16 protein-coding genes are annotated in these 18,358 nt (G+C 64.3%); 12 read left to right on the top strand and 4 right to left on the bottom strand.

Annotated elements, in window-relative coordinates; translation table 11 throughout:
• Positions 1–174 precede the first annotated feature (174 nt).
• The 5 genes from FVF58_RS04430 to FVF58_RS04450 all read left to right on the top strand — a co-directional run bounded on the left by FVF58_RS04430 (position 175) and on the right by FVF58_RS04450 (position 8,316).
• The gene (locus FVF58_RS04430; RefSeq protein ID WP_149668695.1) at positions 175–3,357 is read left to right on the top strand and encodes an efflux RND transporter permease subunit; all 3,183 of its coding nucleotides are present in this window, start codon (positions 175–177) and stop codon (positions 3,355–3,357) included.
• An 88-nt stretch (positions 3,358–3,445) separates the two neighbouring features.
• The gene (locus FVF58_RS04435; protein WP_149668696.1) at positions 3,446–4,837 is read left to right on the top strand and encodes an efflux RND transporter periplasmic adaptor subunit; all 1,392 of its coding nucleotides are present in this window, start codon (positions 3,446–3,448) and stop codon (positions 4,835–4,837) included.
• A gap of 98 nt (positions 4,838–4,935) precedes the next feature.
• Entirely contained in the window at positions 4,936–6,402 is a 1,467-nt protein-coding gene (locus FVF58_RS04440; protein ID WP_149668776.1) for an efflux transporter outer membrane subunit, read from the top strand.
• 232 nt (positions 6,403–6,634) lie between these two features.
• A complete protein-coding gene (locus tag FVF58_RS04445; protein ID WP_149668697.1) occupies positions 6,635–7,837 on the top strand; it encodes an MFS transporter in 1,203 nt (400 codons plus the stop codon).
• Between the two features lie 293 nt (positions 7,838–8,130).
• Positions 8,131–8,316: a hypothetical protein gene (locus tag FVF58_RS04450; protein WP_149668698.1), complete on the top strand. Its 186-nt coding sequence runs from the start codon at positions 8,131–8,133 to the stop codon at positions 8,314–8,316.
• 76 nt (positions 8,317–8,392) lie between these two features.
• Here the strand turns inward: FVF58_RS04450 and mgrA are convergent, their stop codons facing one another.
• Complete coding sequence (gene mgrA, locus FVF58_RS04455) at positions 8,393–9,436, bottom strand: L-glyceraldehyde 3-phosphate reductase (RefSeq protein ID WP_149668699.1); 1,044 nt, start codon at positions 9,434–9,436, stop codon at positions 8,393–8,395.
• Positions 9,437–9,652: 216 nt separating this feature from the next.
• Here mgrA and FVF58_RS04460 point away from each other — a divergent pair, with 216 nt between their 5' ends.
• Positions 9,653–9,859, top strand: coding sequence for a DUF3185 family protein (locus FVF58_RS04460; RefSeq protein WP_149668700.1), 207 nt, complete (start codon positions 9,653–9,655; stop codon positions 9,857–9,859).
• A gap of 109 nt (positions 9,860–9,968) precedes the next feature.
• Here the strand turns inward: FVF58_RS04460 and FVF58_RS04465 are convergent, their stop codons facing one another.
• Both FVF58_RS04465 and FVF58_RS04470 read right to left on the bottom strand, forming a co-directional pair.
• A complete protein-coding gene (locus tag FVF58_RS04465; protein WP_149668701.1) occupies positions 9,969–10,730 on the bottom strand; it encodes a phytanoyl-CoA dioxygenase family protein in 762 nt (253 codons plus the stop codon).
• A 102-nt stretch (positions 10,731–10,832) separates the two neighbouring features.
• Entirely contained in the window at positions 10,833–11,192 is a 360-nt protein-coding gene (locus FVF58_RS04470; protein ID WP_149668702.1) for a hypothetical protein, read from the bottom strand.
• Here FVF58_RS04470 and FVF58_RS04475 point away from each other — a divergent pair.
• Positions 11,191–11,559, top strand: a complete 369-nt coding sequence (locus FVF58_RS04475; protein WP_149668703.1) for a hypothetical protein — start codon at positions 11,191–11,193, stop codon at positions 11,557–11,559. The two genes, FVF58_RS04470 and FVF58_RS04475, sit on opposite strands and share 2 nt — an antisense overlap.
• 236 nt (positions 11,560–11,795) lie before the next feature.
• On the opposite strand, the gene metK is transcribed toward FVF58_RS04475, so the two are convergent.
• Complete coding sequence (metK, locus tag FVF58_RS04480) at positions 11,796–12,986, bottom strand: methionine adenosyltransferase (protein ID WP_149668704.1); 1,191 nt, start codon at positions 12,984–12,986, stop codon at positions 11,796–11,798.
• A 278-nt stretch (positions 12,987–13,264) separates the two neighbouring features.
• On the opposite strand from metK, the gene FVF58_RS04485 reads away from it, so the two are divergent.
• The 5 genes from FVF58_RS04485 to FVF58_RS04505 all read left to right on the top strand — a co-directional run bounded on the left by FVF58_RS04485 (position 13,265) and on the right by FVF58_RS04505 (position 18,173).
• Positions 13,265–14,149, top strand: coding sequence for a lipid A biosynthesis lauroyl acyltransferase (locus FVF58_RS04485; RefSeq protein ID WP_149668705.1), 885 nt, complete (start codon positions 13,265–13,267; stop codon positions 14,147–14,149).
• A gap of 104 nt (positions 14,150–14,253) precedes the next feature.
• Positions 14,254–15,129 carry a diaminopimelate epimerase gene (gene dapF, locus FVF58_RS04490; RefSeq protein WP_149668706.1) on the top strand — a complete coding sequence of 292 codons (876 nt, stop codon included), beginning with the start codon at positions 14,254–14,256 and terminating at the stop codon, positions 15,127–15,129.
• A 58-nt stretch (positions 15,130–15,187) separates the two neighbouring features.
• On the top strand, positions 15,188–15,910 hold the full coding sequence (locus FVF58_RS04495; RefSeq protein ID WP_149668707.1) for a DUF484 family protein: 723 nt from the start codon (positions 15,188–15,190) through the stop codon (positions 15,908–15,910).
• A gap of 48 nt (positions 15,911–15,958) precedes the next feature.
• Positions 15,959–16,882, top strand: coding sequence for a tyrosine recombinase XerC (xerC, locus tag FVF58_RS04500; RefSeq protein WP_149668708.1), 924 nt, complete (start codon positions 15,959–15,961; stop codon positions 16,880–16,882).
• 88 nt (positions 16,883–16,970) lie between these two features.
• Entirely contained in the window at positions 16,971–18,173 is a 1,203-nt protein-coding gene (locus FVF58_RS04505) for a class I SAM-dependent rRNA methyltransferase (RefSeq protein ID WP_149668709.1), read from the top strand.
• Positions 18,174–18,358 lie beyond the last annotated feature (185 nt).

The following is an 18,358-nucleotide window of genomic DNA, read 5'->3' on the forward strand; positions in this document are numbered from 1 at the left end:
ACCATCATAAACCCTGCTGGGGTGGGATATCAAAAACGTGCACCGTCAGGACGATTCGCCCAATCCGCTCGACGTGCCCGCATGCCGTCGCGGCACGCGCCATGCCACTCGTAGCCGCGGCAATCAGTGCGTGCGCGGCGCCGCCGTCCCTGGTTTCGAGCGGGCGCGCTAGCCATGTGGATCGTTCGTCTCGCGCTGCGGCGCCCGTATACGTTCGTCGTGCTGGCCCTGCTTTTGCTGATCGTCGGGCCGCTGACGATTCTGCGCACGCCGACCGACATCTTCCCGAACATCGACATCCCGGTGCTCTCGGTGATCTGGTCGTATAACGGCCTACCCGCCGACGAGATGGAAAAGCGCATTGTGCTCAACTACGAGCGCGGGCTGTCGGTGGCGGTCAACGATATCGAGCACACGGAATCGACTTCGTTGAACGGCATCGCGGTGATCAAGATCTTTTTTCAGCCGCACGCGAATATCGACGAAGCGCTCGCGGAAGTCACCGCGCTGTCGCAGGCGCAATTGCGCTCGCTGCCGCCCGCCATCACGCCGCCGTTCATTCTGCGCTACAACGCGTCGACGGTGCCGATCCTGCGGCTCGCGCTGTCGTCGGCGTCGCTGACCGAGCAGGAGCTGTACGACTTCGGCAATAACTTCCTGAAGACGCAGCTCGCCACCGTGCCCGGCGCTTCCGCGCCCCTGCCCTATGGCGGCAAGCAACGGCAGATCATGGTCGATATCGATTCGCGCAAACTGCAGGAGCGCAATCTCTCACCGCTCGATGTGGTCAACGCGGTCACCGCGCAAAATCTGATCCTGCCTTCGGGCACCGCAAAAATCGGCTCGACCGAATACTCAGTGGAAATGAACGGCAGCCCGGATTCGCTGGCCGGCCTGAACAATATTCCGATCCGCTCGACGGCCAACGGCACTGTTTATATCCGCGATGTTGCGCATGTGCGCGACGGCTTCCAGCCACAGACCAACGTCGTGCGCGTGAACGGCCAGCGCGCGTCGCTCCTGACCATCAACAAAAGCGGCAACACGTCCACGCTCGATATTGTCGACCGCATCAAGAAGATGATGCCGACGCTGCGCAATCTCGTGCCCGCGTCGCTGAATATCGACCCCGTCGCCGATCAGTCGCTGTTCGTGCGGGCGTCCGTGCAGGGCGTCCTGCGCGAAGCGTTGATCGCCGCGTGCCTGACGGGTCTGATGATTCTGCTGTTCCTCGGCAACTGGCGCGCGACGCTGATCATCGCCGTGTCGATTCCGCTGTCGATGATCACGTCGATCATCGCACTGTCGTTGCTCGGCGAAACCATCAACATCATGACGCTTGGCGGGCTCGCGCTCGCGGTCGGGATTCTGGTCGACGATGCGACGGTGGCGATCGAAAACATCAGCCATCAACTGGAACAGGGCAAGACACTCGAACAGGCGATTCTCGACGGCGCGCATCAGATCGCGATTCCGACGCTGGTGTCGACCTTGTCGATCTGCATCGTGTTCGTACCGATGTTTCTGCTGACGGGCGTCGCGCACTATCTGTTCATCCCGCTCGCCGAGGCCGTGGTGTTCGCGATGCTGGCTTCGTATTTCTTCTCGCGCACGCTAGTGCCGACGCTCGCGAAATACCTGCTGCGCTATCACCACAAACCGGCGGACCTGCATCACGCGCCGGCGCAAACGCGCAATCCGTTCATGCGCGTGCACTACGCTTTCGAACGCGGTTTTCAGCGTCTGCGCGTGCGCTATCGCGGGTTTCTCGAAGCACGCGTCGCGCGGCCGGGACTGTTCGTGACGCTGTTTCTGCTGTGCTGTGGCGCGTCGATGCTGCTGATGCCGTTTCTCGGTCGCGACTTCTTCCCGGCTGTCGACGCAGGCACGATCGCGCTGCATCTGCGTGCGAAAACCGGGATGCGGGTCGAGGAAACCGCCGTCGTGACCGATCGTGTCGATACGCGGATTCGCCAATTGATCCCGCCCGACGAGCTGCATTCGATCATCGACAACATCGGCTTGCCGGTCTCGGGCATCAACCTCTCGTACAGCAACACCGGCACGATCGGCACCTCGGATGCCGATGTGCTGATCACGCTGAATCCCGATCATCATCCGAGCGCCGCCTACGTGCGCACATTACGGCGCACGCTGACCGACGAATTCCCCGGCGTGCAGTTCGCGTTCCTGCCCGCCGATATCGTGAGCCAAACACTCAACTTCGGCATGCCGTCGCCGATCGACATTCAGATCGTCGGACGCGAGGTGGCCGGCAATCGCGTGTTCGCCGCGCAGCTGCTGAACCGTCTGCGCACGGTGCCGGGTCTCGCGGACGTGCGAATCCAGCAGCCCGCCGACTTGCCGCGCATCTTCATCGACGTGGACCGCACGCGCGCGCAGCAAGCCGGTTTCTCGCAACGCGACATCGCGAGCAATCTGCTGATCACGCTGTCCGGCAGCCAGCAAACCACGCCGACGTTCTGGCTCAATCCGCACAACGGCGTCAGCTACAACGTGATCACCGAAGCGCCGCAATACACGATCGATTCGCTGCAATCGCTCGCGAACATTCCGTTGAATGCGAACGGCCGCAGCAATATTCTCGGCTCGCTCGCGACAATGAAGCGCGAAGCCGCCAACGCGGTACTCACGCACTACAACGCGCAAACGACCATCGACATCTTCGGCACCGCGGACGGCCGCGATCTCGGCGGCGTCTCCGACGACATCCGCAAGATCGTCGACGACGTCCGCGCCGATCTGCCCAAAACCTCGACCATCGAAATCCGCGGCCAGGTGCAGACCATGAACGATTCGTTCTCAGGCCTGTTCGCCGGCCTCGTGTTCGCAGTCCTGCTGGTGTATCTGCTGATCGTGGTGAACTTCCAGTCGTGGCTCGATCCGTTCATCATCATCACCGCGCTGCCGGGCGCGCTCGCGGGCATCGTGTGGATGCTGTTCCTCACCCGCACCACGCTGTCGATTCCCGCGCTGACGGGCGCGATCATGTGCATCGGCATTGCGACCGCCAACTCGATTCTCGTCATCAGCTTCGCGCGCGAACGCCTGCTCGAACATGGCGACGCGACGCGCGCGGCGGTCGAAGCGGGCTTCACCCGTTTTCGCCCGGTGCTGATGACGGCGCTCGCGATGGTAATCGGCATGGTGCCGATGGCGATCGGTCTCGGCGAAGGCGGCGAGCAGAACGCGCCGCTCGGGCGCGCGGTGATCGGCGGCCTGGCGGTCGGCACGGTGGCGACGCTGATCTTCGTGCCGGTGGTGTTCTCGATGATCTATCGGCGGCTCGCGGTGCGGCGCCAGCGGGCGGCCGAGCATGTGGTGAACAAGCCATGACGCGGCGTGCGGCACATATGTCATGCAACGGCGCATGCAACACAAGAGGCAGCGTCGACTGCCCACGCAATCTCACAGGGGAAGTGTGATGGAAGCACAACGTCCAGACGGTTCCGGCAGCGCGCGCGATCCCGCGAAGGCGAGGCGCGCGCGCTGGGTCATCGTCGTGGCGGCCGTGGTGGTCATCGCGCTCGCGGCCCAGGGCATCTGGTCGCGTCACACCGCGCACGCGGCGCTCGAACGCGATGCCGAGCATACGAGCCAGATGAGCGTTGAAGTCGTGCGGCCGCAGAAGTCGTCGGCCGGACTCGATCTCGTGTTGCCCGGCAACGTGCAGGCCTTTCTCGACACGCCGATCTACGCGCGCACCAACGGCTATCTGAAGAAGTGGTACGCCGACATCGGCGCGCGCGTGAAAAGCGGCCAGTTGCTCGCGGAAATCGACACGCCGGAAGTGGACGATCAACTGCGCGCCGCTCGCGCCGATCTGGCAAATGCCAACGCGAACTATGCGCTCGCGAAAAGCACCGCCGATCGCTGGACTGAAATGCTGAAGAGCAAATCAGTGTCGAAGCAGGAGACCGACGAGAAGGTCGGCGACATGCTCGCCAAGAAGGCCACGCTCGACGCAGCGCGCTTTAACGTCGCGCGTCTGGAGAAAACGCAGTCGTTCCAGAAGGTCTACGCACCGTTCGACGGCACGGTGACCGCGCGCAACGTGGACGTCGGCGCGCTGATCGATGCGGGCAGCGCGGGCGGCCCGGCGAAGGAGCTGTTTCATGTCGCGCAGGCGGATTGGCTGCGCGTTTATGTGAACCTGCCGCAGGCCTACGCGCAGCAGGTGCGCGCGCGGCAGACGGCGTTTCTCACGCTGACCGAGACGCCGTCGCGGCATTATCCGGGCACGGTGGCGCGCACCGCGGGCGCTGTCGATCAGCAACAGCGGACCATGCTGGTCGAAGTCGATGTCGACAATCGCAATGGGGAGTTGCTGCCTGGCGCGTACGCGCAGGTGCATTTCGCGTTGGGCGCGGGCGCGGCGCCGTTCACGCTGCCGGGTAACGCGTTGCTGTTCCGGCCGGATGGTGTGAAGGTCGCGACTGTCGATGCACAACGTAAAGTGAAGCTGCTGCCCGTGTCGCTCGGGACGGACTTCGGCACGCGCGTCGCGATTGCGTCTGGCTTGCGCGGCGACGAGCAGGTGATCCTGAATCCGCAGGACTCGATCGTCGATGGCGCGGCGGTGCGGATCGTGCCGCGTAAAGTGGAAGGTGAACAAGGGGCTGCTGGTGCGGCAGGCGGTGCTTCGGGTTCGGTGGCGGGCGCTTCCGGCGCGGCGGCGAAGGGCGAAGAGGCAACGGGCACTTCCAACGCGGCGGCAAGCGACGAGAAGACCACGAACGCTTCGACCTCGGAATCGGCCAGCTTATCGCCGACCATTCACGCCAGCGCGCAGCCATCCGCGAGGGCGTTGTCATGAACGCGCGAACCTTGCGCCGCAATGTCGCGCCGCGACGGGCGGCCGCGAACATTCGTCTCGGCGCGCGCGAGTTCATACGCGGCTCCGCGCGCACCGGCATGCGGGCCTCGGCATTCGCGCTGGCCGTCGCCCTCACCGCCTGCACCGTCGGCCCCGACTACGTGAAGCCGCCCACGACCACCGCAGCGACTTACAAGGAACTCGAAGGCACCGGCTGGAAGCCCGCGCAACCCGCCGACACGCTCACGCGCGGCGCATGGTGGAGCATCTACTCAGACCCATCGCTCGACGCACTCGAACAGCAGGTCGCGAACGCAAACCAGAATGTGCATGCCGCCGAAGCGCGTTTTCGCGCCGCCCGCGCGACGGTCGCGCAATACCGGTCGAGCTTCTTCCCGTTGGTCACCGCGAACGCCGGGTATTCGCGCGCGCGGACCTCGGAGAACGTGCTGCACAAATCGACCGCCGGCCTCACGCTGAACGACTACCTCGTGCAAGCCGATGCCTCGTGGGAACCGGACCTGTGGGGCCGCGTGTCGCGCAGCGTCGAGGGCGCGAAAGCGGAGGCGCAGGCCAGCGCCGCCGACGCACAAGCCGTGCTCCTGTCGATGCAAGCCGAACTCGCGACGGACTACTTCGAGCTGCGCGGACTCGATCAGGAGCGCCAGCTTCTCGACGACACGATCAAGGCCTACCGCGAAGCGCTGGATCTGACGCAGCACCGCTACGCCGGCGGCATCGCCACCGACGCCGATGTCGCGCAGGCGCAGACGCAGCTGAAGACCACCCAGGCGCAAGCGCTCGACCTCGGCGTGCAGCGCGCGCAACTCGAACACGCGATCGCGATTCTGATCGGTCAGCCGCCGTCCACTTTCTCGCTGCCGGTTGCGCCGCTCGCGGCCGTGCCGGTGGTGGCGGAAGCGGGCGTGCCGTCCGCGTTGCTCGAACGACGGCCCGACATCGCATCGGCGGAGCGGCAGGTCGCCGGGATGAACGCGCAGATCGGCGTGGCAACGGCGGCGTTTTTCCCGAACCTGATTCTGTCAGTGACGGGCGGGCTCGAAGCGACCAATTACAGTCAGTGGCTGCTCGCGCCGAGCCGGCTGTGGTCGCTCGGGCCGACGCTCGCGGGCGCACTGCTCGACTTCGGCGGACGCGCGTCCGTGAAAGAACAGGCTCGCGCGCATTACGACGAAAGCGTCGCGCAATACCGGCAGACGGTGTTGAGCGCGTTCGCTCAGGTCGAGGACAATCTCGCCGCGCTGCGCGTGCTCGAACAGGAAGCCGCCGCGCAGGACGACGCGGTGGCCGCCGCGCAGCGCGCGCTGGCGGTCGTATCGGACCGCTATAAAAACGGCGCGATCACTTATCTCGACGTGGTCGTCGCGCAGACGACGGCGCTTACCAACGAGCGCAACGCGGTGTCGATCGCGCGCCGCCGGATGGCCGCGAGCGTTGCGCTGGTCAAAGCGCTGGGCGGCGGCTGGAATGCGTCCGACCTGCCGACCGACGAACAGATCGTGCATCCGTCCGCGCCGGCCAGCGATGCGGCGGCGCACGGGTAGTTGCCGATTTCAACTATCGGTTTCGGCCGTCGGTTTCATTGCGAGGAGGAAAAGGCGGGCGGGAGGCGCTGCACGGCGTGCCGGCCCACGCCGGCTATTTCAGCGTATCCTTAACTCCTTTGTGCATTTCGCGTTTCCGAAGGAGATTTTTCTCGTGACCCCGCCGCCGGAATCCCACCGGACTGCTACCTCGGCTGTTCCCTCTTCGCTTGCTTCTCCCCGCACTGCCACCGTGTCCGACATTCCGTACCTCGAACGGGGCACGCGCGCATACTGGCGCGCCAGCATCGCGCTGCTGTTTGCCGGTTACGCGACCTTCTCGTTGCTGTATTGCGTGCAGCCGTTGCTGCCATCATTTTCCGCAGCGTTCGACGTGACGCCGGCACAAAGCAGTTTGTCGCTCTCGCTCACCACCGCCGCGCTCGCGCTCGCCGTGTTCGTCGCCGGCTTCGTCTCCGAAGGCTGGAGCCGTCACAAACAGATGACGCTGTCGCTCACGGTATCGGCCCTGCTGACCATTGGCGTGTCGATCGCACCGCATTGGCATCAGTTGCTCGTGCTGCGCACGCTCGAAGGCCTCGCGCTGGGCGGCGTGCCCGCCGTCGCGATGGCCTATCTCGCCGAGGAAGTGCATCCGGACGGGCTCGGTCTCGCGATGGGTCTTTACGTCGGCGGCACCGCGATCGGTGGGATGGCGGGGCGAGTGATTACCGGCGTCGTCGCGGATCTGTTTTCGTGGCGCGTGGCGATCGGCACGATCGGCGTGCTGGGTCTGCTGTCGATGCTCGCGTTTCGCGCGCTGCTGCCGCCCTCGCGTCACTTCGTGCCGCGTCGCGGGCTTGGCTTCGCGCATCATCGCAGCGCGCTGCTCAGGCAATTCACGCGGCCGGGGTTGCCGTTGCTGTTCCTGCTCGGTTTCGTGCTGATGGGCAGCTTCGTCACGCTGTACAACTACATCGGTTATCGGCTGCTCGCGCCGCCTTATCAACTGAATCAGACGGAGATCGGCGCGATCTTCGTCGTGTATCTGACCGGCGTGGTCGCGTCGCCGTGGTCCGGCCGCATGGCCGACACGTTCGGCCGTGCTCGCGTGTTGACCGGCAGTCTGCTGCTGATGGTGCTCGGTCTCGCACTCACGATGCTGCATCCGCTAACGATGATCGCGACCGGCATAGCGTGCGTGACGTTCGGCTTTTTTGCCGGGCATTCGGTGGCGAGCGGCTGGGTCGGACGCCTCGCCAAGGACGCAAAGGGCCAGGCCGCCGCGCTGTATCTGCTCGCGTACTACATTGGTTCGAGCGTGATCGGTTCGTACGGCGGCCATGTCTGGGCATCTCACGGATGGAATGGCGTCGCGGGACTCGTGGGCACGCTGCTCGCCATCGGACTGGTTGCGGCGATGCGTTTGCGCGGACGCGAACAGGCCCACGCGTAGCCTGCAAGCTCTCTCGGCAAGCTCGGCAAGCCGCGACCCAGTGCGCATGGAAAAACGCCAAGAAGTAAGGCCAGTGTAAGCAAACACTTCACTTTTTTCGATCTGCTTGCTGCGCTGCGCCAATCACGACGGCCCTTGCCGCGCTGGGTTCAGCGGCTTGCGAAAAATCGCCGCCATGCCGCGAAGGGCTGCTATGTCTATCTCGCCGTCTCCTATACTCAAATCGAGCGCGAACGGTGCCTGGCTCCCCATTCCGAGCCGGCCCCGCGCGAGTAATACATAAGGAGACGAATATGACGACCTACTTCACGATCGGCGATTTCATTCTGGTCATCCCGATGGCTCTGGCCGGTGCCCTGTTTGTCGGCGCGCTTCCGTGCAAGACGGAACTACGGCACAACGCGCTGCGCGTGCTAGGCGCGCTGCTCGGCGTGGTGGTCGCGGTCGTGCTGGTCGAAGGTCTGCCCGCGCTGGTGTAGCGAAAGAAAAAGCCGCCTCATGGGCGGCTTTTTCGCTTCCTGCGTTTTTATTTCTACGCGGTGTGGGTCACGCGGATCAGATCGCCTGATCCGTCGACGGCTTTTCCCACAGGTTGATTCCGCCTTCGGTGGCGTAGCGATCGATCTCCGCGAGTTCCTCTTTCGAGAACGCGAGGTTCTTCAACGCGCCGACGTTCTCACGCACCTGCTCCGCACGGCTCGCGCCGATCAGCACCGACGTCACGCGCGGATCGCGCAATGCCCACGCGAGCGCCATTTGCGCAAGACTCTGTCCGCGACGCTGCGCGATGTCGTTGAGCTTGCGCACGTGCTCGATGTTCTGCGCGCTCAAATGCTCCTGCTTCAATGATCCGCCGCCCGGCTTGTTGACACGCGCGTCGGCCGGCACGCCGTTCAGGTATTTGCCGGTGAGCAGCCCCTGAGCGAGCGGCGTGAATGCGATCGAGCCCGCGCCAACCTTCTCCAGCGTATCCAGCAGTTCGTGTTCGATCCAGCGGTTGAGCATGTTGTACGCGGGCTGATGGATCAACAGCGGCACCTTGTACTCGGCGAGCAGCTTCGTCATTTCGAGCGTCTTGGCGGCCGAGTACGACGAAATGCCGATATACAACGCCTTGCCTTGCTGCACGGCGCTCGCCAATGCGCCGGCGGTTTCTTCGAGCGGCGTGTCGGCATCGAAGCGATGCGAATAGAAGATGTCGACGTAGTCGAGGCCCATGCGTTGCAGGCTCTGATCGAGACTGGCGAGCACGTACTTGCGCGAGCCGCCGCCCTGTCCGTACGGGCCCGGCCACATGTCCCAACCGGCCTTCGACGAAATCAGCAGTTCGTCGCGATACGGTTTGAAATCGTCCTTGAACAGGCGGCCGAAATTCGTCTCCGCGCTGCCGTACGGCGGGCCATAGTTGTTTGCGAGATCGAAGTGCGTGATGCCGAGGTCGAACGACGTACGCAGGATGTCGCGCTGCGTGGAGATCGGCGTGGTGTCGCCGAAGTTGTGCCACAAGCCGAGCGACAGCGCCGGCAGTTTGAGACCCGACTTGCCGCAGACGCGGTACTGCATGTCCGAATAGCGTTCTGAAGCTGCTTCGTAAGCCATTGCTAGTGTCCTTGTTGGTGAAGTCGCCCGGCCGATGCGGGCGTGAGACGATCACACGTTGCGGGAGGCATGCCGCTTTAGAGGTTTGTGTCGAAGTGCGGCCAGACCGCTATGTTAGCCAATCGACGCGATGCGTGCAGACGCCCAGTATGCGGGATGGACGATTGCTTGCGCCTCCCCTACACTTTGGCCGGTCAACGCAGATGGGAGGAGTAGATGACGAAGGCGATTTCAATCGCGCTGATTGTCGGCGGTATCGTGTTGCTGTATTTCGGCGGACAGGCGTTCAACTCTGTTAGCAGCGACGTCGCTCGCGTGTTCACCGGGTCGCCGAGCAACAAGGCGATCATGCTGATCGTGGCAGGCGTAGTGGCGACGCTCTCCGGATTGACGGGCGTGGCGATGTCCGGCCGCAAGCGGTGATTGTTCGCGGGTTCGTGAACTTGCGCGGCGCTGGTTTTGCCTCGCGGTTCTGCGCGGGGCTTTGTGCCCCATTGCATGAACGCGAAGCAGCGCCGCCGCAGATGAAAATCTAAAAGGCCACCTCAGGCTTCGCGGCCGACCGCGTGCCCGGCAGCGGCACATTGCTCGCGCCGTGATAGGTGTACACCAGAGAAAACTTCACCTGATCGCTGAGATTCTTGCCGGCCGAATGCAGCGTATTGCAGTGGAAGAACACCACGTCCCCGACATTCAATTCGGGCGACACTGCGCTGCGAATCCACACCTGGTTCTCTTCCAGATCGGAGCGGAAAAACTTGGCCTGGTCGAAACGCTCGGAGGTGAACGCGGCGCTGTGCGACTTCGGCACGAACCACAGCGCGCCGTTATCGACGGTTTCCGGGCCGACCGCGAGCCACACCGACACCAGGTCGTCACGCTCGAACGACCAGTAGCGCACGTCGCGATGCCAGCCGGTCAAGCTGCCGTACGCGGGATGCTTGGTCATCATGCAGTTGTGATGCGCGCGCGACAGGAGCGGTTCTTCACCAAAGTACAACTCCATCCAGCCGCGAATTTCCGGCGCGGTGGCCCATTGCGCGAATGCCGGATGACGCCCATACGCATCCAGTAGCCGCCGCACCGTATGGCCGCCCGGCGAGGTTCTCGACGACGGCGCCCCGGGATACTGCAGATCCGCTTCGAACTCGATCGGTGCGGCCGCTTCCTGCAACTGCTGCTGCGCGATCTGCTTCATTTCCGCGCAACGCTCGGGCGACACCAACCCCGGCACCACGACAAAGCCCTGTTCTTGCAACGTGTGAATCTGTTCTTTCTTCGAATGAAGTGACATGGTGATCCGTTACTGTCGACTAGCTGATGCTCGATTGTAAAGCGGGCGCGATCGCGTTGCGCTGATTCCGCCGCTCCGATGCCGCAGCCTTACGCACAACTTTCACGCGCGATGCGCCATCGCGCCGCACTTCGAATGTGCAAGGACGCACGATAATCGATCGCAAAGGGCCCGGCCGAGCTGGCGCGCGACGCGGTTTGAGTCGGTAAAAACCCCTATTTGCAGGGTAAAAACCGACTTTCTGATGTCATCAATCACGTGTAGCCTGCTCGCATGTTGATCGCCGCTTCCGTATTTTCGCCTCGCGCACAGGCCGCCACGGCCCATGCCGCCGACCACCGCGCTTTTTCCTGTCGAATTCCAGGCTTTCGCGTCGTCTGTTGCGACACCGTCATTGGCACATTTGGTGCTGCTATTGGCGCATATTCCGTCGCGCGACACATTGCCTACCTGTGAAGCCATGCACACTCTTCTGAATACCCCCCTCACCCGCGCCGCGCTGAAAGCGGCGCGTCCCGCCCGCCGCCACATCGTCCGTGCGCTGCGTCATCACGCAACCCGCACGCGCGCCCTGGGCGAACAATGGCGCGATGCCAAAGCAGTCGACGGCATTCGTACCTGGTTCCAGACGTTCTTCTCCGCAATGCGTCTGCAAGGCGGCTCGCGCCGCCTTTCGCTGCGCACGCTGTTGCGCAAGCCGACGCCGCTGCGGCTGACCGTCGCAAAACGCGTAGCGGTCGTCGCGCCGCAGAATACGAGCCGCCGCCCGCGTCGCATGTCGACGAGCAGCAGCAGCGGCTGGTTTGCGTTCCCGTTTGCCAGCCGTTGAGGCGGTAGGGCGTTGAGCCGTTGAGGCGTTGAGGCGTTGAGGCGATTGTTCAACGCGTTGTCGCGCTAACAATGCGGGTACGCGCAGAGTTTTCAGTTAGGTCCGTCTCGCGATTTTTCATCGCGACCCGCATGCCTCATATTTGCTGCGCGTCAACGCGGCAAACGCAAAGGCAATAAAAAACCCCGCCCGGCTCACGCCGGCGGGGTTTTTTACTGAAGCGAAAACGGCTAGCGTTAATCCGCCAGCGCGGCAACCGGTTCCGTGCCCGCAGCTTCGGCGAGTGCCAGTGCCTTGTCCGTGGCTTCCCACGTGAATTCCGGCTCTTCGCGGCCGAAGTGACCATACGCCGCGCTCTTCTCGTAGACCGGGCGCAGCAGATCGAGCATCTGGATGATGCCCTTCGGACGCAAGTCGAAATGCTCCTGCACCAGACGCGTGATCGTCGCATCCGACACGCGGCCCGTGCCGAACGTGTTGACCATCACCGAGGTCGGCTGAGCAACGCCGATTGCGTATGACACCTGAATCAGGCAACGCGACGCGAGACCAGCGGCCACGATATTCTTCGCGACATAACGGCCGGCGTAAGCTGCCGAGCGGTCGACCTTCGACGGGTCCTTGCCCGAGAATGCGCCGCCGCCGTGCGGCGCCGCGCCGCCGTACGTGTCGACGATGATCTTGCGGCCGGTCAAACCGCAATCGCCTTGCGGACCGCCGATCACGAATCGGCCCGTCGGGTTCACGAGGAACTTGATGTCACCCTTGATGAGCTCGGCCGGCAGAGTCGGCTTGATGACTTCCTCGATCACGGCTTCGCGCAGCGTCTCCAGATCGATGTCGGGCGAATGCTGCGTGGACAGCACCACGGTGTCGATCGAATACGGCTTGCCGTCGACGTAACGCACGGTGACCTGCGACTTCGCATCCGGACGCAGCCAGGGCAGACGGCCGTCGCGGCGCAGATTCGCCTGACGCTCCACCAGACGGTGCGACAGGTGGATCGGCAGCGGCATCAGTTCCGGTGTTTCTTCACACGCGTAGCCGAACATCAGGCCCTGGTCGCCGGCGCCTTGATCGAGGTTGTTGTCGTGCGCGCGGTCCACGCCCTGCGCGATGTCCGGCGATTGCTTGTCGTACGCGACGAGCACCGCGCAGCCGCGGTAGTCGATGCCGTAGTCGGTGTTGTCGTAGCCGATGCGCTTGATGGTATTGCGCGCGACCTGGATGTAGTCGACGTTCGCGGTGGTGGTGATTTCACCGGCCAGCACGACCAGACCCGTGTTGCAGAGCGTTTCGGCAGCGACGCGCGAGTATTTGTCCTGCGCCAGGATTGCGTCGAGAATGGCGTCCGAAATCTGGTCCGCGACTTTGTCGGGATGGCCTTCGGAGACGGATTCGGAAGTAAAGAGATAGTCGTTTGCCACGTTGCAGACTCCTGTTTGGTGGTTACGGTTGAGTTTCACGTAGCCAGCTTCGGGGAGCCTTGAAGCGGCGACGCTTTAGCGGATTACCTTACCGGTGGGCGCAGATCGCATGGATCGCACCCGCTGGCTTCGCCCCGCAAGTTGTCTATTAACTCGGCGAAGCCCTTATTATAGCGACTTCCTTCGATTGTCACAGAGTGTCTACGAGTGCGGTATTACGTCAATTTTTCCGCTTTCCTGAAATCCGTCACGCGCCACGCCCCGTTTCAGGAGGCGGCGTGCTGAGCCGCTATGGCGCGCAGCTCGCGATCGGGCTGCTGAAACTTTTTGCGTTGTTGCCCTACGGGTTCGTCGCCCGTCTCGGCGATGGGCTCGGCTGGCTGCTCTATCAAGTTCCAAGCCGGCGCAAGCGCATCGTCCACACCAACCTGAAGCTGTGCTTCCCCGAGTGGAGCGACGAGCGCCGCGAAGACGTCGCGCAGAAGCACTTCCGTCACGCGATCCGCAGCTACCTCGAACGCAGCGTGCAGTGGTTCGGCTCGGCGAAGAAGCTCGAAAAGCTGATCCAGCTCGACAGCGCGATTGATCTGACGGACCCGAATCTGCCGCCCACGCTGTTTCTGGGCTTTCACTTCGTGGGCATCGAGGCCGGTTCGATCTTCCTGAACTATTCGCTCAAGCGTCAATGCGGCTCACTGTATCAGCCGATGTCGAACCTCGAACTGGAAGAAGTCGCCAAAGCAGCGCGCGCGCGTTTCGGCGCCGACATGGCGAGCCGCGCCGACAGCGCGCGCGTCGTGTTGCGCTGGCTGCGCGAACGCAAGCCGGTGATGCTTGGCGCGGACATGGATTACGGCGCGCGCAATTCCACCTTCGTGCCGTTCTTCGGCGTGCCGACCTGCACGCTGACCGCGGTGGGACGTCTCGCGAAGGTCGGACGCGCGCAGGTCGTGCCGTTCATCGGCGAAGTGCTGCCGAACTACAAGGGTTATCGCCTCAGGGTGTTCAAACCGTGGGACAACTATCCCACCGGCGACGACGACGCGGACGCGCGGCGCATGAACGAGTTTCTCGAAGAGCAGATCCCGCTGATCCCCGAGCAGTACTACTGGGTGCACAAGCGCTTCAAAACCCGGCCGCCGGGTGAACCGAGCGTGTACTGAGCTGCGCGGCCAACGCAGTCAGAGCAGTCGGCGAAAGAAGCGCCCCGGCGCGGAAATAGCGCGAGGTTCGGCGCACCCGCGGGCGCGTCACTTACAATAGCGTGATGAAACTGAAATTCACCAAAATGCACGGCGCGGGCAACGACTTCGTCGTGCTCGACGGCTACACCCAACTGGTCAACCTGACGCCGGCACAAGTGCGCGCGCTCGCGGACCGGCATTTCGGCGTCGGCGCCGATCAATTGCTGCTGGTCGAAAAACCCACCGTGGAAGGCGTCGATTTCCGCTATCGCATCTTCAACTGCGACGGTGGGGAGGTCGAGCATTGCGGCAACGGCGCGCGTTGCTTCGTCAAGTTCGTGCGCGACAGCCGCCTGACTGATCGGCGCAGCGTGCGCGTGCAAGTGCAGAAAGGCATCATCACGCTGACCATGCAGGACAACGGCGAAGTGGTGGTCGACATGGGCGCTCCGGTATTCGACCCGGAACGCGTGCCGTTCGCCACCAAGGGCCTCGAAGGCCGCAGCGAAGGCACGGACACGCTCTGGCCGCTCGACGTGAACGGGACGACGCGCTGGATTTCGGTGGTGTCGATGGGCAATCCGCACGCGGTGCAAGTGGTCGACGACGTCGAGGCCTTCCCGGTGCTGGCCGAAGGTCCGGTGATCGAGCGCCATGCGCGGTTCCCGCAGCGCGTGAACGCGGGCTTCATGCAGATCGTCGGCCGCAGCGAGATCAAGCTGCGCGTCTTCGAGCGCGGCGCGGGCGAAACGCTGGCGTGCGGCACGGGCGCCTGCGCGGCGGTCGCGGCCGGCATCCGGCGCGGGCTGCTGGACGCGCCGGTGCTGGTGCATACGCACGGCGGCAAGCTGACCATCTCGTGGGACAACACGCGTGAAGGCGAGCCGCTGCTGATGGCCGGCCCCGCGGCGACCGTATTCGAAGGCGAGATCGAACTGGCCGACGCCTTGTCCGCTTGAACTGATTGACCGATGCGCCGCCCCGAGGGCGTCGTCCTGTAGTCCTTTAGCCGAAACCATGAACGATCGCGAAGTCGCCGAATACCTGCTCGCCAACCCCGAATTCTTCGCCGAACACGCGGAAATGCTCGCGACCATCCGGCTCGCGAATCCGCACGGCAAAGCCGCGGTGTCGCTGCAGGAGCGGCAGATGGAAATGCTGCGCGACAAGAACAAGCATCTCGAACGGCGCCTCGCCGAACTGCTGCGCTACGGTCACGAGAACGACAGCATCGCGTCGAAATTCAACCGCTGGACCATCCGCGTGATGGCCGAGCGCGATCCGTATGCGCTGCCGCGCACGATCGCCCACGGTTTGCGCGATATCTTCGACGTGCCGCAAGCCGCGCTGCGCGTGTGGGATGTGGCCGAGCCCTACGCCCAGGCCGATTTCGCGCGTCATGTCGGCGAGGAAGTGCGCATTTTCGCCGGCAGCCTCACGACGCCGTACTGCGGCGCGAATACGGGCTTCGAGGCGGCGCAGTGGCTGGTGCCGGCGGTCAGCGCCGTGGCCGACGACAACGCAGCCGGCAACGCGACATCCGAGTCGGCGCACGTCACGGAATCGATTGCGCTGCTCGCACTGCGCGACCCCGAAGGCAACGAGGAAGCGCCCACCTTCGGCCTGCTGGTGATGGGCTCGGCCGACGCGCGCCGCTTTCACGACGGCATGGCCACCGACTTCCTGACGCAGATCGGCGCGCTGGCAAGCGCCGCGCTGAGCCGTCTGCTGCCGCGCTGAGCACGCGCTCACCGACGCTCGCCCGCGCCAGCCGCTCCAAAGCCCACCGTGACCGCCGCCGACCCGATCGCCGCCTACCTGTCGAATCTCGAACATGAGCGGCGGCTGTCGGCGCATACGTTGCGCGGCTACACCCACGAACTCGAAGAACTCAGGCTGCTGGCCAAAGGCCGACCGCTGGAAAGCCTGACCGCCGTCGACATTCGCGGCGCCGTCGCGCGTGCGCATTCGGGCGGGTTGACGGCGCGCTCGATCAGCCACCGGTTGTCGGCGTGGCGCGCGTTTTACCGCTGGCTCGCCGGGCGCGTCGAACTGCCGGCCAACCCGGTCGCCACCGTGCGTGCGCCGAAGCAGGCAAGGACGCTGCCCAAAGCCCTTTCCGTCGACGACGCCGCGCGCCTGATGGACAGCCCGGCCGCCGCATCGCCCGAAGGTTTGCGCGATCACGCGATGCTCGAACTGTTTTACTCGTCCGGGCTGCGTCTCGCGGAACTGGTCGGCCTCGACGCCCGTTTCACCGACGGCGACGGCTACCGTTCCGCCGGCTGGCTCAAGCTGGAATCCGCCGAGGTCGAAGTGCTCGGCAAGGGCAACCGGCGCCGTGTGGTGCCGGTCGGCAGCAAGGCGGTCGACGCGCTGAACGCGTGGCTCGCGGTGCGCGGGCAGATGGTGAAGCACGACCCGCATCCGCTGTTTCTGTCGGCGCGCGGCAATCGGCTGTCGCCCAACGTCGTGCGTGAGCGTGTGAAGCGCGCGGCGCTGGTCGCCGGCATTCCCGCCAACGTGCATCCGCACGTGCTGCGGCACTCGTTCGCCACGCACGTGCTGCAGTCGAGCGGTGATCTGCGCGCCGTGCAGGAGTTGCTAGGCCACGCCAGCATCACCGCCACGCAGGTCTATACCGCGCTCGATTTCCAGCATCTCGCCCGCGTCTACGACGAGGCGCATCCACGCGCCAAAAAACGCGACTGACGCCGCTTCGTGCGGCTCCCGGTCCCCGCTTTCGCTTCACCCGCCGTGTGCTTGTTGCCACGCGGCCCAATGCTCTGCAGACACCCTGATGAATACCGTTACGCTCAAACCGTCGAAAGAAAAATCGCTGCTGCGCCGCCATCCGTGGGTCTATGCCAACGCGATCGACCGCGTCGATGGCAATCCCACGCCCGGCGCAACCGTGCTGGTGCGCGCGCACGACGGCCGCTTTCTCGCGCGCGCCGCCTACAGCCCGCATTCGCAGATTCGCGCGCGCGTGTGGAGCTTCGACGAAACCGAGCCGATCGACCACGCGTTCTTCAAGCGCCGCGTACAGCGCGCACTCGCGCATCGCCAAACGATGGTGCACGACACCGGCGCGGTACGGCTGATCTTTGGCGAAGCGGACGGCCTGCCCGGCCTGATCGTCGATCATTACGTCGCCGACGACGCAGGCCAGCGCAGTCAGATCGTCTGCCAGTTCATGGCGGCTGGTGTCGAGGCGTGGAAGGAAGCGATCGTAGCGGCGCTGGTCGGCGCGATCGGCTGCCCGAATGTCTACGAACGCTCGGACGTGTCGATTCGCCAGAAGGAAGGGCTGGAGCAGATCACCGGGGTGCTGGCGGGCGAACCGCCGTCCGAAGCGCTGATCGCCAGCGAAAACGGCGTGCGTTATCACGTCGACGTGCGCAACGGCCACAAGACCGGCTTTTACGTCGACCAGCGCGACAACCGCCTGCTGGTGCAGCAACTCGCGCAGGGTCGCGACGTCCTGAACTGTTTTTGCTACACCGGCGGCTTCTCGCTGGCGGCGTTGAAGGGCGGCGCCAAACGCGTGGTGTCGATCGATTCGTCGGGCGAAGCGCTGGCGCTCGCCCAACAGAACGTGGCAGCCAACGGCTTCGACGCCGCGCGCGCCACGTGGCTCGACGCCGACGCGTTCAAGACGCTGCGCCGCCTGTACGACGAGGGCGAGCGCTTCGACCTGATCGTGCTCGATCCGCCGAAATTCGCGCCGTCGCGCGAGCACGTGGACCGCGCATCGCGCGCTTACAAGGACATCAACCTGACCGGCCTGAAGCTGCTGCGCCCCGGCGGTTTGCTGTTCACCTACTCGTGCTCGGGCGCGATCGACTCCGAGCTGTTCCAGAAGATCGTGTCCAGCGCGGCCGCCGACGCGCGCGTCGACGCGCGTATTCTCAAGCGCCTCGGCGCGGGCGTGGATCATCCGTTGCTCACGGCCTTTCCTGAAGGCGAATACCTGAAGGGCCTGCTGTTGCAAATCGCCTGATCGCCCATAGTTTCAGGGTTATTTCGCGCCAGGGCGGCGCTCGCGGCAGCGGCTCGAACCCCGCCCGTCAGCGCGGGCTTGACAGATATGTTTCAATAACCGGCTAGACAGGGCTGCGCGCCATCCGGCTGCCGCGCCCGGCCTATGCTTCCGATCACGCACCGTTTCACGACCTACAGGCGACC

The organism is Paraburkholderia panacisoli (assembly GCF_008369935.1).
GTDB lineage: Bacteria > Pseudomonadota > Gammaproteobacteria > Burkholderiales > Burkholderiaceae > Paraburkholderia > Paraburkholderia panacisoli.

Bases quoted from the DNA above. Each gene is read 5' to 3' on its own strand.
- FVF58_RS04430 (WP_149668695.1), top strand. From the start codon at position 175: ATGTGGATCGTTCGTCTCGCGCTGCGGCGCCCGTATACGTTCGTCGTG.
- FVF58_RS04435 (WP_149668696.1), top strand. From the start codon at position 3,446: ATGGAAGCACAACGTCCAGACGGTTCCGGCAGCGCGCGCGATCCCGCG.
- FVF58_RS04440 (WP_149668776.1), top strand. From the start codon at position 4,936: ATGCGGGCCTCGGCATTCGCGCTGGCCGTCGCCCTCACCGCCTGCACC.
- FVF58_RS04450 (WP_149668698.1), top strand. From the start codon at position 8,131: ATGACGACCTACTTCACGATCGGCGATTTCATTCTGGTCATCCCGATG.
- mgrA (WP_149668699.1), bottom strand. From the start codon at position 9,436: ATGGCTTACGAAGCAGCTTCAGAACGCTATTCGGACATGCAGTACCGC.
- FVF58_RS04460 (WP_149668700.1), top strand. From the start codon at position 9,653: ATGACGAAGGCGATTTCAATCGCGCTGATTGTCGGCGGTATCGTGTTG.
- FVF58_RS04465 (WP_149668701.1), bottom strand. From the start codon at position 10,730: ATGTCACTTCATTCGAAGAAAGAACAGATTCACACGTTGCAAGAACAG.
- FVF58_RS04475 (WP_149668703.1), top strand. From the start codon at position 11,191: ATGCACACTCTTCTGAATACCCCCCTCACCCGCGCCGCGCTGAAAGCG.
- FVF58_RS04470 (WP_149668702.1), bottom strand. From the start codon at position 11,192: ATGGCTTCACAGGTAGGCAATGTGTCGCGCGACGGAATATGCGCCAAT.
- dapF (WP_149668706.1), top strand. From the start codon at position 14,254: ATGAAACTGAAATTCACCAAAATGCACGGCGCGGGCAACGACTTCGTC.
- FVF58_RS04495 (WP_149668707.1), top strand. From the start codon at position 15,188: ATGAACGATCGCGAAGTCGCCGAATACCTGCTCGCCAACCCCGAATTC.
- FVF58_RS04505 (WP_149668709.1), top strand. From the start codon at position 16,971: ATGAATACCGTTACGCTCAAACCGTCGAAAGAAAAATCGCTGCTGCGC.